Consider the following 14193-nt stretch of genomic DNA (forward strand, 5'->3'; position numbering starts at 1 on the left):
AACGGAGGAAGGCGTTGGGGCATTCGATGTATCTGCCACTCCGCCGTAACATCCTGTGCAGAGGAGCAGTCGGGTGAAAGCTCGGCTGAGGGGAGGGGTTTCGAGGATGAAAACAAGCAGGGTGGAGTTGGCGGACGACTACCTCACGCGCCAGCAGCGTGCGCTGGCCGAGGCGGTGGAGTCCGACGGGGGTTTCGGTGAGGGAGGCCGCAGCTTCCGGATCGCCGCGCACCTCGCGGCCGAAGGTGGCCTGCACCGTTCCGACGTGATGGCCGCGACAGCGCTTTTCCTGGCCTACACGGCCTTCCAAGAGGGCAACCTCGACGCGGCGCAGGGGTTCGCGCGAAGGTTGCGTGGTCTGGACCCGGCCAGCGTCGAGCTCGTGTTCCACCTGATGCGGCTCGAGGTCGGGCGCGAGCAGGGCTGGCTGCCCCGCACGCAGTACGACGACCTGCTGGCCTACGCGTGGCGCGAGAACCGCTTCGACCTGGCGCAGCGCGCCGGCGACATCCAGGCGCGTGACGTCGACCCGGGCGCGGCGCCGGTCGGTTCGTGGGCCGAGCTCGAGCGGACCCTCTGCCCGCTGCTGGCGTGACGCCTGGCTAGCGCGGTGGTTCCGGCGCGTTGCGCGCCATGAACGTGCCGGCGTCGCCCTGCGACGGGTCCACGAAGACCACGTCGTCGGGGCGCCGCCTCGGCACGTCCACCGACAGCACCACGAGCGGGTGCTCGCCGATCCGCGGGAAGCCGTGGACCTTGGTCTTCTCGAAGTGCAGCAGCAGGCCCGGGCGGGCTTCGAACTCTTCGCCGTCGAGGTGGAACGTGCCGCGGCCGCTGAGCACGTAGAGGTGCTCGTCGCATTCCGTGTGGTAGTGCAGCGGCAGTTCGCGGTAGATGCGGAAGATCCGCGCGCTGGCCGTGGGTTTGTCCACGAAGTACTCGTCGACCAGCATCGTGTCGGCCGTGTCGGGTAGCCGTTCCAGGGCGGCGAGGACGTCGAACACGTTGTCGTTTTCCACAGTCAGCTCCAATCGGTTCGGTCGAAGAGCTCTTTCAGCTTGGCACCTCGGGGCGCGCTCGTCGCGGAGATCCAGGCGATGCGACCTCGCAGATGGGCCTGGAAATCGGGGTGGCCGGCGTGGTTCTGCGCCTGGGGGCCGGTTGTCGCGCAGTTGTGGAGCGTGGCGCGGAGGTCGTCGTAGTGGGTGCGCTGGGCCGCGGGTTTGGTGTTGACCACGAGGCCGGCCACGCGCTGGCGCTGGTGCTTGGCGGCGACGGAGGTTTTGTCGTCGCGCAGGTGGAAGCCTTCGTCTTCGACGATTCTGCGGACGCCGGGGAACAGGCGGTGGAGGGGGAGCGTGGCGGCGCCTGAAAAGGCGAGGTCGTCGGCGTAGCGGGTGTAGTTCGCCCCGAGTTTTTGTGCCAGGCCCGAGAGCCTTCGGTCGAGCCGGTTGGTGACGACGTTCGCGACGGCCGGGGACGAGGGTGCACCTTGGGGCAGGTGCGGCTTTTTGAGTTGGTCGCGGACTTTCCTGGGTGCGTTCTTGAGGACGTCCGGTGGCGTGGTTGTGGTGAGGATTCCGGCCAATGCCTGGGCGACGGCGGGTGGGTAGCCGGCCAGTTCGAGCAAAGAGCGGATCCGGCGGGCGGAGACGGTGGGGAAGAAGTGCTCCAGGTCCATGCGGATGACTCTTTCCTGGCCCGCGTGGGGTTGCGCGCACGTGAGGATGGAGCGGCCGGGGTGGAAGCCGTGGGCGGCGTCGTGGACCGGGAGGGCGGTGAGGACGTGCCGGCGGATGCGCCGTTGAAGTTCCGCCAGGCGGGGTTTGGGGCGCTCGATGAGGCGGAGGCCTCCGGTGGAGGTGGGGATCCAGTGGTGGTGGTAGTGGCGGAGAGTGCGGTTGGCGCGGTCGTTCCAGTGGCGGGGGTCGGAGAACCAGGAGAGTTCGCCCGGGGTGAGGTTCAGGGCGGCGGCGCAGGATTCGAAGCTGGCCCAGCGGGGGACTTGCCAGCGCCAGACCGGGGGAAGAGGGTCCAGGGGGCATGGTTCTTGGGGGCCGAGGGGTGTTGTCGACTCGGCCGGGTTGGTCGGCACGACAGGGCGGGACGGGGCGGGCGGTGTGCCCGGCTCGGCTGAGTTGGTCGGCGACGCGGGGGTGACTCTTTCTCCGTTCATCCGCGCGGTCTTGTACGCGCAGCGTGCCGCCCTCGCGTGGGGCGCTGTGATCGGGTGATGTGGTGCGTTCCGGGGTTGCCCCGGAAGGGGTGGTTCTCCACCGGGCTCACCTCCCGCGTCGCCGGTGGTCGAGTCTAGGGGTGGTTGGTCGGGCTCGGCGTGCTGCGCACACCATTGCGCCCGATGAGTGGGTGGTGGGGCACCCCGATTTTTGATTGTCAGATCGCATTTTGGAAAGCCATCGGGGGCCGGCCGGGGAAAAGGTGCGGGAGGGTGGGGGGTGAGTTGTGTTGCCGGGTGGTGGTTGAGGGGTGACAAGAGCGGCGCCGGCCAGCGTTGTGTGATGGGCAGCGGCGGGGTGCGGTCGGGTTGCGGTGGGAGGTGGCGATGGGACGTGGAGTCGACGAGGCCATGGTCGAAGTTCGGGTCGCGGTGACTGTCGCTGAACTTGAAGAGGCGCGGGAGTGCTGGCGTGCGGCCAATGTCGCGCGCGGCAAGGTGCCTGGGGCGGAGCGGGTGGAGCGGGTGCGGGAGAAGTTGGCGGATCCCGAAGCACTGGTGCTCGTGGCGGTGGAGGGCGGGTGCGTCGTCGGCATGGTGTTGGCCGAGGCGGGGCGGGCGGAAGACGGGCGGGGGCCGGTGGAGCCGGGGTTGTGTCACGTCTCGATGGTGTTCGTGCGGCCGGAGCGCTGGGGCGCTCGAGTGGGCGCGGCGTTGCTGGGTGCGCTGAAAGAGCGCGCCGCGGGCCGGGGGCAGAGCCGGCTGCAGCTGTGGACCGGCGTCGCCAATGAGCGGGCGCTCGCGTTGTATCGGCGCGTGGGGTTCAGGGCCAGCGGGCGGCGGCGCGAGATCTTCGGGGTCGGGCAGGTCGTTCACCTGGTGTGTTCCGGTGGGTGACACGGGCCACGCACGGACTCTCTTGACCTCAAGACCTTGCCTATAGCAAGTTTTGCCCTATGCAAGACTCCGATCTTGAACGCCTGGAGCGGCTGACGCGGGTGCTCGTCGCGGTGGCGTGGGACAGCGCCCACGCCGCGCCGCGCGGGGTGACGTTTCCGCAGGTTCGGTTGCTGGTCGTGTTGGCCAGTGTGGGGCGGGTGCCGTGTTCGCGGTTGGCGGCGGCGATGGGCGTGAACGCGTCGTCGGTGACGCGGTTGGCGGACAAGCTCGAGGCGCACGGCTATGTGCGGCGCGGGGAGGACGAGCACCGGCGCACGGTCGTCACTGTTGAGGTCACGAAGGCGGGGCAGGCTGTGGTTGATGACGTGCTCGCGCGCAGGCATGAGGCGCTCGGGGAGTTGCTGGGGCAGCTCGATCCGAAGCAACGCCAACAAGCAGCGGCAAGCGTCGAGGACTTGCTGGCGGCGGCGGAGAAGGCGCCGCTGGTGCCGTCGGCCGGGCCGGGGCGGCTGTGAGCGCGCCGGGGCGGGCGGCGCACCTGGGGGACTTCAGCGTGCGGCCGCGGATGTTGCTGATCACGGGGTTCGCGCTGTTCGTGGGGGCGGCGAGCGCGGTGGCGGCGTTCGCGTTGCTGAAGCTGATCGGGTTGATCACCAATCTCGTCTTCTACCAGCGCGTCGCAACGGACCTGGTGGCGCCGGGCGCGGTCCACCACCCGTGGTGGCTGGTGTTGGTCGCGCCGGTCGTCGGTGGGCTGGTGATCGGCGTGATGGCGCGGTACGGCTCGGAAAAGATCCGTGGCCACGGCATGCCGGAGGCGATCGAGGCCATCCTCACGGGCGAGAGCCGTGTGGCGCCGCGGGTGGCGTTGCTCAAGCCCGTGTCGGCGGCGGTGAGCATCGGGACGGGGGGACCGTTCGGGGCCGAGGGGCCGATCATCATGACCGGTGGCGCCGTCGGGTCGATCCTCGCGCAGCTGCTGAAACTCAGTGCGGACGAGCGCAAGACGTTGCTGGTCGCGGGGTCCGCGGGTGGCATGGCGGCGACGTTCAACGCGCCGCTCGCCTCGATCCTGCTGGCGGTGGAGCTGCTGCTGTTCGAGTGGCGCCCGCGCAGCCTGGTGCCGGTTGCGGGGGCCGTCGCGGTGAGCACCGTGCTGCGCGGCTACCTCCTCGGCACCGGGCCGGTGTTCGGGGTGCAGGCGCCGCAGAGCACCGGGCCGCTGGCCGACGGGCTGGCGCTGATCCCCGGCATCACCGGCGGCCTGCTGGCGATCGGGGCGACGGCGCTCGTCTACTTCGCCGAGGACCTGTTCGCGCGCGTGCCCGTGCACTGGATGTGGTGGCCGGCGATCGGTGGCCTGATCATCGGCGCGGGCGGGCTGGTCGAGCCGCACGCGCTGGGCGTGGGTTACGACGTGATCGACCAGCTGCTCACCGGCCAGGCCACCACGCAGCTGATCGTGGGCATCCTGGTGGTCAAGACGCTGATCTGGGCCCTGTCACTGGGCTCCGGCACGTCCGGCGGCGTGCTGGCGCCGGTGTTCATGATCGGCGCCGCGCTGGGTGCGGCCGAGGGAGCGCTGCTGCCGCACGTCGCGGCCGGGTTCTGGGCGACGTGCGGGCTGGCCGCCGTGGTCGGTGGCGTGATGCGCTCGCCGCTGACCGGCATCGTCTTCACACTCGAGCTCACCCACGCGTGGAGCTACCTGCTGCCGCTCGTGGTCGCCTCGGTGTCGGCGTACGCCTTGTCCGTGTTGCTGCTGAAGCGTTCCGTGCTCACGGAGAAGATCGCGCGGCGGCGCTTGCACCTCACGCGTGAGTACACGACCGACCCGTTGGAGACGTTCTTCGTGCACGAGGTGATGACGCCGGGACCGGCCGCGCCCGCGCGCGTCACCGCGTTCCCCGACGAGACGCTGCGCGAGGTCGCCAACAAGCTCGCGCTCGGCCACGTCACCCGCGCCCGCGTGGTGGACCGCGAGGACCCGGAAAAGGTCCTCGGTGTCGTCACCCTCGCGCAGCTGCTGCACGCGCGCAGACGTGACCTGCACGAGGAGCACCATCGCGAGCGCGTGCTGCCGATGCGGGTCGTGGTCCCGGACTGACAGCCCCGCGCACGTCGCGATCTTGACAGTGTGAAAATGATCCACGTGGGTTCGCAATCGCGGCGGCGCTGGTCGCCCGGGTGGATCGTGTTCACCATCGTCCTGGTGCTGATCGCCGTGCCGGCGAGCGTGTTCGGCTACAACACGCTCACGGCCGGCGCGCACGAGGAGGAGCACACCGTCTCGCCCGCTTACTTCGCCGACGTCTCGGCGCTGCCCGTCGCGCCGCCGGCGCCCGCCGTGCAGCCGGGCGGGTCGAGCGGCACCTGGCGCATCGGCTGCGGCCGCGACGAGGAGGGGCGCCACAACTCCGACAACGTCGTGATCAGCCCCGGCGTCGCCGGCGGGGCGCACCACCTGCACGACTACGTCGGCAACGACTCCACCACGGCGTTCTCCACCGACGCTTCCCTCGCCGCCGCCGGCACCACCTGCCAGGCCGGCGACAAGTCGACCTACTACTGGCCCGTGCTGCGCCTGCCCCGCGGCGACGCGCGCCAGACCGTGTTCGGGCGGATCCTCGTGCCGGACTCGGTGCTGATCGAGTACCAGGGCAGCCCGGTCACCAACGTCGTGCCGATGCCCCGCTTCCTGCGCGCCAACACCGGCAACCCGCACGGGTACACCCAGGGCGGCGTCGGCACCGACCACGTGCGGTGGACGTGCTCCGGCAGCCGCGACCACGTCGGGCGCCAGTACCCGCGCTGCCCGGCCGGCCAGCAGGTCGTGCGGTTGTTCGACTTCCCGAGCTGCTGGAACGGCCGCACCACCGACAGCGCCAACCACAAGTCACACCTGCTCTTCCCCGCCCCGAACGGCGCCTGCCAGGCCGGCACGTTCGCCGTTCCGCGCCTGCACCTGGAGATCTCCTACACCGTGCCGGCCGGCGCGGAGTACGCGATCGACTCGTTCCCGGAGGAGCTGAACAACCCCGTCTCCGACCACGCCGACTTCATCGACGTCATGCCGGACGCCCTGATGGCGACGGTCGTCGACTGCGTGAACTCCGGCAAGCACTGCTCTGCCTGACGCCCGAGGCCGGACAGTGGCGTTGGTCACGGTTCGGTATCCGCTGAACTGAACCCCGCTCGCCATCCGTGTGCCCCTCGTGGAGGTGAGGAGATCCCGCACCTTGCGGGACTCGGGAGGGTGGTAGCGGATGGCCGGGTTGAGGACCCGTCATCGCCAGCAGGTCGCCGACGAGGCTCTCGTGCGCTCGCTGTTCGAGGAGCACGGCAAGGCGATGCTGGCGTACGCCACGAGGCTGCTCGGTGATCGAGCGGCGGCGGAAGACGTCGTGCAGGAGGCATTGGTGCGCGCTTGGCGACACCCCGACAGCCTGGTCAACGGCAAGGGCTCGGTGCGTGGCTGGCTGCTGACCGTGGTGCGGAACCTGGTCACGGACAAGATCCGGGCGCGGGCCGCGCGGCCGACGGAGGTGGCGGAGTCGCCGACCACCGTGCCGGTGGCGCGCGATCACTCCGACCAGGTCGTGGACTCGATGGTGGTGCTCGCGGCGCTGGACGACCTGAGCGCCGAGCACCGCGAAGTCCTGGAACACGTGTACCTGCACGGGCGGACGGTCGGTGAGACCGCCGAGAAGCTGGGCATACCACCGGGCACGGTGAAATCGCGCTCCTACTACGGGTTGCGCGCTTTGCGTGAGCAGTTCCGGTCGCAGCGACTGGGAGTGGGGGCCGCCTGATGAACACTTCGCACAACGACCGGTTCGACCTCGAGGCCTACGTGGCCGGCGAGGCGGGCACAACCGACCAGCAGGACGTCGAGCAGCACCTGACGACCTGCGCGGAGTGCCGGGAGGAGGTGGAGTCATTGCGTGAGATGCAGGAGTTCCTGGGCGCGTTGCCGCCCGAGGCGCTGCTCGACGGGCCGCCGGACGACGCGGACCTGCTGCTGCAACGCACATTGCGGCAGATCAGGTCGGAGTCGGCGGGTGCCCGCGGCCGGGGCCGGATCCTGGCCGCGTCGGCGGCGGTCGTCGTCGCCGCGGCAGCGCTGGGCGCGGGCGTGCTCGTGGGGAAGTCGGGCGACAGCGGGCCAGGTTCGGCCGTCGCCGCGCCGCCGGTGTCCGCACCGGCCACTGTGGCACCGGGAACCCGCAACGCGGTGGGCGAGTCCGCCTCCGGGGCACGGCTGAACGTCGCGGTCACGCCGGCGGTCGGCTGGGTCCGGCTCAACGCGTCCGTCACCGGCATCCCGGAGGGGCAGAAGTGCCGGCTCGTGGTGGTCGGCAAGGACGGCAGCCGTGAGATCGCGGGCAACTGGCTGGTGTCGGACAAGGCCGCGAGCGACGGCGTGAACCTCGACGGTTCGGCGCTCGTCGACCCGGCAAACGTCGCGTCGGTGCTCGTGGAGAACACCGACGGGCACCAGTTCGTGTCGGCCTCGCTGTAGGTTCGCCGAAGGGCGCTGCCCGTTCGTCCAGTGTGGACTGGATGAACGGGCAGCGCCCTTTTGCTTTCCTGGTACGTCATTCGCGTTTTAGCTAGGTGTGACCGCCGTCACGAAACTTCGGTGAACCCTCACGGGGACCACACCCGTGTACCGGTCATCAAAGGCTCGCCATCTCCGGCAGCCGGCTCTGACAGGGAGAAACCCGAAATGTTGCGTACTCGAGTTGCGATGCTCGCCGCCCTGGTGGCGACGGGTGTGGCGGCGCTGACGGCGTGCGGTTCCACCGCCGGCACGCCGAGTGCCGCTCCGGCCGGTGCCGGGGGCGCCGACACGGCGTCGTCGGTCAACTTCCTGACCGGGACGGCCCAGGAGAACGGCGCGCCGCAGAACACCGGCGACTTCGCCGACCCGTCCGACACCGACGCCGCCGAGCAGTGGGTGGAGCTCGACGCCGGGTCCGCGTCCGGCCTGAACCCGGTGGTGCTGAACGGAAAGGGCTTCCTGCTCTACCGCTTCGACAAGGACAGCCCGAAGCCGCCGACGTCCAACTGCAACGGTGACTGCGCCAAGACCTGGCCGCCGGTGACGGTGAAGGCGGGCGGCAAGGTGTTCCTCAACGGTGTCGACAAGAACGACGTCGGCTTCGTCAAGCGCCAGGACGGCACGCTGCAGGTCACGATCGGCAACTGGCCGGTGTACAAGTTCAGCGGCGACACCGCGCCGGGTCAGGCCAAGGGCCAGGGCGTGGGCGGCACGTGGTTCGGCGTCACGCCGGAGGGCGGCAAGGCCCAGACCTCGCAGGAGGGCACCGACCCGACGACCGGCGTCGACTACAAGACCGGTACCGCCAAGGAGAACGGCGCGGACCTGTCCCAGGGCGACGACTACAAGGGACCGCGCACCGACGACGCCGCGATGAAGTGGGTGCAGCTGACCCGCGGTTCGGCCGGTGGCCTGAACCCGATCGTCCACGACGGTGCCGGCATGACGCTCTACCGCTTCGACAAGGACAGCCCGAAGCCGCCGACGTCCAACTGCAACGGTGACTGCGCTGTGAAGTGGCCGCCGGTGCTGGTGAAGCCGGGCTCGCGCATCTTCGTCAACGGTGTTCCCGCCGCCAAGATCGGCATCCTGACCCGCGCCGACGGTTCCCGCCAGGTCACCATCGGCGGCTGGGCGCTCTACCGCTTCTCCGGCGACAAGAAGCCGGGCGACATCAACGGTGAAGGCGTCGGCGGCACCTGGTTCGCCATCTCGCCGACCGGTGGCAAGGTCCTGCCGAAGGGTGGCGCCCCCGCCTCCAGCGGCCAGGCGGCCCCGCCCGCGTCCTCTTCCTCGACCGCGACCCCGCCGTCCTCGAGCACCACGACTCCTCCTGGTGGTGTGACCCTCGGCAACGGCAGCGCGATCCTCGACAGCGGCATCAACTTCTCCGAGCCCAACGGTTCCTTCGGTGTCGCGGGCCCGGGCTGTGTCGCCAACCCGCAGCCGACGCAGGTTTCCTCGATCCAGCTCAGCGGTGGCCCGGTGAAGCTCTGGAAGGGCCCGAACTGCACCGGTCAGTCGATGGTCATCACGGCCAGCGTGCCCGACCTGAGCAAGATCGGTTTCGACAAGCAGGTCGCCTCGATCCGCTTCGGCGACAAGTGAAGTAATCCGTAGCCGAAGAGCCGGCGTGTGCACCGACGGGGGGTGCACACACCGGCTCTTCTTTTTATGGGCGCTGTTTACGCGATGTGGCGAGAGTGGCCGGACCAGAAGGGTTCGGCGAGTTTTCGTTTGTCCACTTTGCCCACGGAGGTGAGGGGCAACTCGTCGGTGAAGGCCACGGTGGACGGTACGAAGTGGTCTCCGCCGAGTTCTTCACGTACGTGGTGGCGGAGTTCGGCTTCTGTGGTTTCGGCTACGACGACAGCGTGAACCAGTTCCCCCTCGCCGTTCTTTCCTGGGACCGCGAAGACGGCCGCGGCTTTGACGGCGGGGTGGGTGAGCAGGGTGTGCTCGATGGCGGTGGAGGCGACCTTGGTGCCGTGCTCGCCGGTGATGATCACGTCGGCGATGCGGTCGTGGAGGTAGAGGTAGCCTTCGTCGTCGAAGTGGCCCAGGTCGCCGGTGGGGAGCCAGTTGTCGGCGATCGCGGGTTCGCCGTGGTAGCCGTCCATCATGGACAGTCCGCGGACGAGGATCTCGCCGTTCTCCGTGCGGGCCTCCATGCCGGGGACAATGCGTCCTACGGAGCCGAGCCGGTGGTCCCGGGTGAGCTCTTCGGCGGAGATGCTGGCGATCATCGGTGCTTCGGTGAGGCCGTATCCCTGGCCGACTTTTGCGCCGAAGGTGTCGAGCGCCTGTCTGAGCCTTCTTGGCGGAAGCGGGGCGGCGCCGAGGGAGAGGGATTTCAGGCTGGAAACGTCGGTGCCGGCCAGTGCCGGGCTGTCGAGGACCGCGGCCAGCCTCGGGGGTGTGAGGGAGAGGCTGGTGACGCGGTGGGTTTCGATGTCGCGAAGGAGCTCTTCGGCGTCGAAGTTTGTGCGGAGCACTACTTTGTTGCCGCAGAGGAGTGCGCCAAGCGCGGCGGCGTTGCCGGTCATGTGCGTGAGCGGGGCGGTGATGAGGACGGTTTGGGTGCGGTCGGGGGTGAAGATGTGGGCCATGCCGTCGTAGATGCCGGTATGGCGGATGAGTTTGGGTGTGCCGGTGGTGCCGCCGGTGGGGAAGATCGCGGTGACCCGGTCGGGGATGGTGTCCGGAGTGGACGGTTCGCAGGTGGTGAGCTCATCGAGGTCGAGGAGGGTGGCGCCGGTCTGCTCGAGGGCCGCTTCCCTGGCCGGCTTGCTGGCGGACGCAGCCACCAGCAGCACCTCGAGCCCCCGCAACTGAGCGGCGACCTGCGCGAGGATCACTTCAGGCCGGTTGGGCGAGTCGATCGCCACGATGCCGGTTGTGCCGCTGAGGCCGGTGTAGATCCGGCGGAGCGTGTCGGCTGCCCCGCGGTAGGTCGTGGCGCGCCCTTCGTAGTGGAACAGCACGGTGTCGCCACCGTGGTCGAGCATGGTGAGGACGCGGGTCAGGAAGTAGCTCACGTGCGGCACGGTAGCCGTATCTGCTGGCGTTGCGACCCATGCGGTGCAGCAGCAGCCCCTGCGGCGACGGATCCGGCGACCCTTGCGGCGAAGACCGAAGGGCGGGGCTTTCGGTGAGTCCATTCGGCCGATTCGGGGTTGCCGGATCTGTGCAGGCGTGATCGTCGGTGGTGGGCGCGTATCGGGGCAACTCGGCCAGGGCGCCGCATTTGCAGATTTCGGACATCGCGCCACCCTTCGGTCGGAACGTTTTCGCCCGTCACGCGCAGGCGTTACCGTGGGCCCACTGGAGGGAGTGCCATGAAGCGTGTCGTGCAGGTGGTGGCCGCCGCCGCGGTGGCCGTGGTGACGGTGGGGGCGGTGCCCGGGGCGGCGGGTGCCCGGGAGCTGACGCCGAGGCAGCTGGCGGGGCAGCGGGTCATTTACTCGTACGCCGGGTTGACGCCGCCGGAGCAGCTGCTGCAGCGGATTCGCGGGGGTGAAGCGGGTGGGGTGATCTTCTTCGGCGAGAACATCTCGACGAGCAGCCAGATCGCGGGTGTGGTGAAGCAGCTTCGCGACGCGGCGGCGCAGAGTCCGGTGCGCGAGCCGTTGCTGTTCATGACCGACCAGGAAGGCGGGCAGGTCCGGCGGCTGCCGGGCGAGCCGACGCTGTCGGAGAAGCAGGTGGGGCAGTCGGCGAACCCGGAGGCGGCGGCGAAAGCGGCCGGCACGGGAGCCGGGAAGAACCTCGCGGGCGTGGGGATGAACGTCAACCTCTCGCCCGTGCTCGACGTCTACCGGCAGGCCGGCAACTTCATCGACGAGTACGGCCGCTCGTACTCGAGCGACGCCACCACGGCGGGCACGCTGGGCCGGGACTTCGTCGCCGCGGAGCAGGCCACCGGCGTCGCGTCGACGGCGAAGCACTTCCCCGGGCTGGGCGCGGCGCCGGCGGGGAGCAACACGGACGTCGCGCCGGTGACGTTGAACGTGCCGCTTCCGGAGCTGCGTACGAAGGACGAAGCGCCGTATGCGGGGACGGCCGCGAAGCTCGTGATGCTGTCGTGGGCCGTGTATCCGGCGCTCGACGCGAGCCACCCGGCGGGCCTCTCGCCGACGGTAGTGCAGGAAGAACTGCGCCGCCGCGACGGCTTCGGTGGTGTGACCATCACCGACGCCCTCGAGGCCGGCGCCCTCCAGGACTACGGCGACACCGGCAACCGCGCCGTGCTCGCCGCGAAGGCGGGCGTCGACCTCATCCTCGCCTCCGGCCGCGACGTCAACCAGGGCGACGCGGCGGCCGACGCGCTCGCGAAGAACCTCGGCTCGATTCCGGACTTCACGGCGTCGGTCGAACGGATTTCGGCTCTGCGCAAGGGGTTGTCCTAGTCTCGGACGGCGGACCGCCGCAAGTTCGGCGTCGTGACGGCGACGGCGGCCACGCACAGCAAGCCGCCGCTGACGAGCGAGGCCAGCGCGGCGAGGGGACTACGTGTAGCCGGTCATTTCGACGAGAACCACGGCCACGCACAGCAAGGACCGGGTTGATGCGGCATTCGCGCAAGAGAGCTGGCCACCTCATCGTGAACCGCCGCAGACTCGGCGTCGTCGCGGAGATGGCGACCGCACAGGAAGCCGCTGCTGGAGACTGACCACGAGGCCTGCGCAGGAAGCCCGGCCGGATCACTTCAGCGCGAACCGCCGCAAGCTCGGTGTCGTCACGGCGACGGTGGCCACCGCGGCCACGCACAGCAGCCCGCCGCTGACGAGCGAGGCCAGCGCGGACGTCGGAGCCGCCACCAGCCCCGCGCGCAGGTTGCCGAGGTTCGGCCCCGCCTGCCCGACGATCTGCTCTGCCGCAGCAACCCGCCCGAGCAACTCGTCGGGCGTGTTCAGCTGCACGACCGTGCTGCGCGAAACCACCGACACCGTGTCCGCGGCGCCGGCCAGCGCCAGGAAACCCAGGCCCAGCCACGGATCCGTGGTGAGCCCGAACAGCGTCAGCGCAAGACCCCAAGTGGCTGACCCCGCGAGCATCACCGCCCCCGGCCGTGGCAGGCGGGTGAAGACGCCGGAGAACACGGACGCCGCCACGCCGCCGACGGCGATCGCGGTGAGGAACAGGCCGAGGGTGCGCGGGTTGCCGCCGAAGCGTTCGGCGTTGACGAGCGGGAAGAGGCTCGTCGGCATGGACAGGACCATCGCGGCGAGGTCCGTGAGGAGCGCGCCGCGGACGGCGGGGGTGCGGACGAGGAACGCGAGGCCGTCGGCGATGCCGCGCAGGCCGGGGCGCGCGGAGTCATCGGGTTGCATGGCCGGCAGGCCGAAGGCGCCGTAGAACGCGCAGCCGAACGTCACGGCGTCGACGGCGTAGCAGCCGGTCACGCCGACCCAGCCGATGAGCACGCCGCCGATCGCGGGGCCGAGCAACATGCAGCCCTGGAAGGAAATCCGGTTGAGCGCGAGCCCGGCGGCGAGCTGTTCGCGCGGCAGAAGCCGGGGAATGAACGTGCGTGACGCCGGCCCGCTGCCCGCGACGAAACACGATTGCACCGCGAGGATCGCCAGCACCCCGGCGACGGGGAACCCCGGCACCGCGCTCTGCGCGACCAGCAGCACCGAGCACGCGGCCTGCGCCACCGTCATCACCAGGTAGAACCGCCGCCGGTCGACGCGGTCCACGAGGGAGCCCGCGAACAGCCCGAACACGACGATCGGCAACGCCTGGGCCAGTCCGACGACGCCCGTCCACACCGTGCTGCCCGTGCGTTCCCACACCTGGAACAGCACGGCCACGAGCGTCAGCTGCGCGCCGAGCACCGAGCACGTGCGCCCGATCCACAGGCGCCGGAACTGCGGTGAAGTGCGCAACGGCGTCACGTCGAGCAGCGCGCTCATCGCCAGGCCTCGTCGCCTTCGAGCTTCTCGGCGATGCGGTCGTGGAAGCTCTTGCGCGCCAACGCTTTTTCGACGTCCGCGACCACCTTGCTCAACGGGTACGGGATCTCGGCCTCGAGGTCGGCCAGCACCGCCTCCGTCGCGCGCCACTCCGCCGCGAGCCGGCCGACGATCTCCTCGGCCTTGGGCGTGAGCACCACCTTCTTGCTGCGCGCGTCGTCGCCCGTGGTGGTGGTGACCAGGCCGGCTTTGCGCATGGCGGCCACCTTCTGGCTCAACGCCGAGTGTGTCCGCTCCACCGACGCCGCCAGCTCGGTGATCGTCATCGGCCCGCGCGCGTGCAGGCGCAGGAGCTCCATGACGAAGCTCGGTTTGAGGCCTTCGATACCGCGCTCGGTGTAGAGGCGGCCGATGTCGTCGTCCATCGCGTGCTGGAGCAGGCGCATGGGGCGCCAGAGGCTCTGTTCGGTGGGATCGGTGAACTCGGGCATGGCGGGGAGTGTAATAGGGCTTATATAAGTGCTGTTGAAGTAGGGCTGTTCGGGTGAAGGTGTTCCGGTGGCTGGGAAATCGGCCGATTCGTTGTGGTCCAAGGGAGATCTCGTGCCTCGACGCCGGTTCGGAAGTCGATCACG

Annotated in this window: 14 protein-coding genes; 9 read left to right on the forward strand and 5 right to left on the reverse strand. The window is 69.9% G+C overall.

Features of this window, described 5'->3' with window-relative positions; all coding sequences use genetic code 11:
• Positions 1–106 precede the first annotated feature (106 nt).
• Positions 107–595 carry a hypothetical protein gene (locus AB0M56_RS34810; protein WP_364184186.1) on the forward strand — a complete coding sequence of 163 codons (489 nt, stop codon included), beginning with the start codon at positions 107–109 and terminating at the stop codon, positions 593–595.
• 7 nt (positions 596–602) lie between these two features.
• Here AB0M56_RS34810 and AB0M56_RS34815 read toward each other — a convergent pair whose 3' ends face one another.
• Both AB0M56_RS34815 and AB0M56_RS34820 read right to left on the reverse strand, forming a co-directional pair.
• Positions 603–1019, reverse strand: a complete 417-nt coding sequence (locus AB0M56_RS34815; RefSeq protein ID WP_364184189.1) for a cupin domain-containing protein — start codon at positions 1017–1019, stop codon at positions 603–605.
• A gap of 2 nt (positions 1020–1021) precedes the next feature.
• Entirely contained in the window at positions 1022–2095 is a 1074-nt protein-coding gene (locus tag AB0M56_RS34820) for a reverse transcriptase family protein (RefSeq protein WP_364184192.1), read from the reverse strand.
• Positions 2096–2563: 468 nt separating this feature from the next.
• Between AB0M56_RS34820 and AB0M56_RS34825 the strand changes: the two genes are divergently transcribed.
• The 7 genes from AB0M56_RS34825 to AB0M56_RS34855 all read left to right on the forward strand — a co-directional run bounded on the left by AB0M56_RS34825 (position 2564) and on the right by AB0M56_RS34855 (position 9248).
• A complete protein-coding gene (locus tag AB0M56_RS34825) occupies positions 2564–3073 on the forward strand; it encodes a GNAT family N-acetyltransferase (RefSeq protein ID WP_364184195.1) in 510 nt (169 codons plus the stop codon).
• A 59-nt stretch (positions 3074–3132) separates the two neighbouring features.
• Positions 3133–3591 (forward strand): MarR family transcriptional regulator, encoded by a 459-nt coding sequence (locus AB0M56_RS34830; RefSeq protein ID WP_364184198.1) that lies wholly within the window; start codon positions 3133–3135, stop codon positions 3589–3591.
• Positions 3588–5183, forward strand: coding sequence for a chloride channel protein (locus AB0M56_RS34835; RefSeq protein ID WP_364184201.1), 1596 nt, complete (start codon positions 3588–3590; stop codon positions 5181–5183). Before AB0M56_RS34830 ends, AB0M56_RS34835 begins: the two co-directional genes overlap by 4 nt.
• 36 nt (positions 5184–5219) lie before the next feature.
• Positions 5220–6212, forward strand: a complete 993-nt coding sequence (locus tag AB0M56_RS34840) for a DUF1996 domain-containing protein (RefSeq protein WP_364184203.1) — start codon at positions 5220–5222, stop codon at positions 6210–6212.
• 130 nt (positions 6213–6342) lie between these two features.
• Positions 6343–6888, forward strand: a complete 546-nt coding sequence (locus AB0M56_RS34845; RefSeq protein ID WP_220243906.1) for a sigma-70 family RNA polymerase sigma factor — start codon at positions 6343–6345, stop codon at positions 6886–6888.
• The gene (locus tag AB0M56_RS34850; protein ID WP_364184206.1) at positions 6888–7598 is read left to right on the forward strand and encodes a zf-HC2 domain-containing protein; all 711 of its coding nucleotides are present in this window, start codon (positions 6888–6890) and stop codon (positions 7596–7598) included. Before AB0M56_RS34845 ends, AB0M56_RS34850 begins: the two co-directional genes overlap by 1 nt.
• Positions 7599–7805: 207 nt before the next feature.
• Positions 7806–9248 carry a hypothetical protein gene (locus tag AB0M56_RS34855; RefSeq protein ID WP_364184209.1) on the forward strand — a complete coding sequence of 481 codons (1443 nt, stop codon included), beginning with the start codon at positions 7806–7808 and terminating at the stop codon, positions 9246–9248.
• Positions 9249–9325: 77 nt separating this feature from the next.
• Here AB0M56_RS34855 and AB0M56_RS34860 read toward each other — a convergent pair whose 3' ends face one another.
• On the reverse strand, positions 9326–10678 hold the full coding sequence (locus AB0M56_RS34860; RefSeq protein WP_364184279.1) for a fatty acid--CoA ligase family protein: 1353 nt from the start codon (positions 10676–10678) through the stop codon (positions 9326–9328).
• A gap of 300 nt (positions 10679–10978) precedes the next feature.
• Between AB0M56_RS34860 and AB0M56_RS34865 the strand changes: the two genes are divergently transcribed.
• Positions 10979–12049 (forward strand): glycoside hydrolase family 3 N-terminal domain-containing protein, encoded by a 1071-nt coding sequence (locus AB0M56_RS34865; RefSeq protein WP_364184212.1) that lies wholly within the window; start codon positions 10979–10981, stop codon positions 12047–12049.
• 294 nt (positions 12050–12343) lie between these two features.
• On the opposite strand, the gene AB0M56_RS34870 is transcribed toward AB0M56_RS34865, so the two are convergent.
• On the reverse strand, positions 12344–13558 hold the full coding sequence (locus AB0M56_RS34870; protein WP_364184215.1) for an MFS transporter: 1215 nt from the start codon (positions 13556–13558) through the stop codon (positions 12344–12346).
• Positions 13555–14049, reverse strand: coding sequence for a MarR family transcriptional regulator (locus AB0M56_RS34875; RefSeq protein ID WP_364184218.1), 495 nt, complete (start codon positions 14047–14049; stop codon positions 13555–13557). Before AB0M56_RS34875 ends, AB0M56_RS34870 begins: the two co-directional genes overlap by 4 nt.
• Positions 14050–14193 lie beyond the last annotated feature (144 nt).

This window comes from Amycolatopsis sp. NPDC051372 (genome assembly GCF_040682095.1).
Taxonomy (GTDB): Bacteria; Actinomycetota; Actinomycetes; order Mycobacteriales; family Pseudonocardiaceae; genus Amycolatopsis.

What these genes read in the sequence shown, in the direction of transcription:
- AB0M56_RS34810 (WP_364184186.1), top strand. Translation starts at nt 107, where the DNA reads ATGAAAACAAGCAGGGTGGAGTTGGCGGACGACTACCTCACGCGCCAG.
- AB0M56_RS34825 (WP_364184195.1), top strand. Translation starts at nt 2,564, where the DNA reads ATGGGACGTGGAGTCGACGAGGCCATGGTCGAAGTTCGGGTCGCGGTG.
- AB0M56_RS34830 (WP_364184198.1), top strand. Translation starts at nt 3,133, where the DNA reads ATGCAAGACTCCGATCTTGAACGCCTGGAGCGGCTGACGCGGGTGCTC.
- AB0M56_RS34840 (WP_364184203.1), top strand. Translation starts at nt 5,220, where the DNA reads ATGATCCACGTGGGTTCGCAATCGCGGCGGCGCTGGTCGCCCGGGTGG.
- AB0M56_RS34845 (WP_220243906.1), top strand. Translation starts at nt 6,343, where the DNA reads ATGGCCGGGTTGAGGACCCGTCATCGCCAGCAGGTCGCCGACGAGGCT.
- AB0M56_RS34850 (WP_364184206.1), top strand. Translation starts at nt 6,888, where the DNA reads ATGAACACTTCGCACAACGACCGGTTCGACCTCGAGGCCTACGTGGCC.
- AB0M56_RS34855 (WP_364184209.1), top strand. Translation starts at nt 7,806, where the DNA reads ATGTTGCGTACTCGAGTTGCGATGCTCGCCGCCCTGGTGGCGACGGGT.
- AB0M56_RS34865 (WP_364184212.1), top strand. Translation starts at nt 10,979, where the DNA reads ATGAAGCGTGTCGTGCAGGTGGTGGCCGCCGCCGCGGTGGCCGTGGTG.
- AB0M56_RS34870 (WP_364184215.1), bottom strand. Translation starts at nt 13,558, where the DNA reads ATGAGCGCGCTGCTCGACGTGACGCCGTTGCGCACTTCACCGCAGTTC.
- AB0M56_RS34875 (WP_364184218.1), bottom strand. Translation starts at nt 14,049, where the DNA reads ATGCCCGAGTTCACCGATCCCACCGAACAGAGCCTCTGGCGCCCCATG.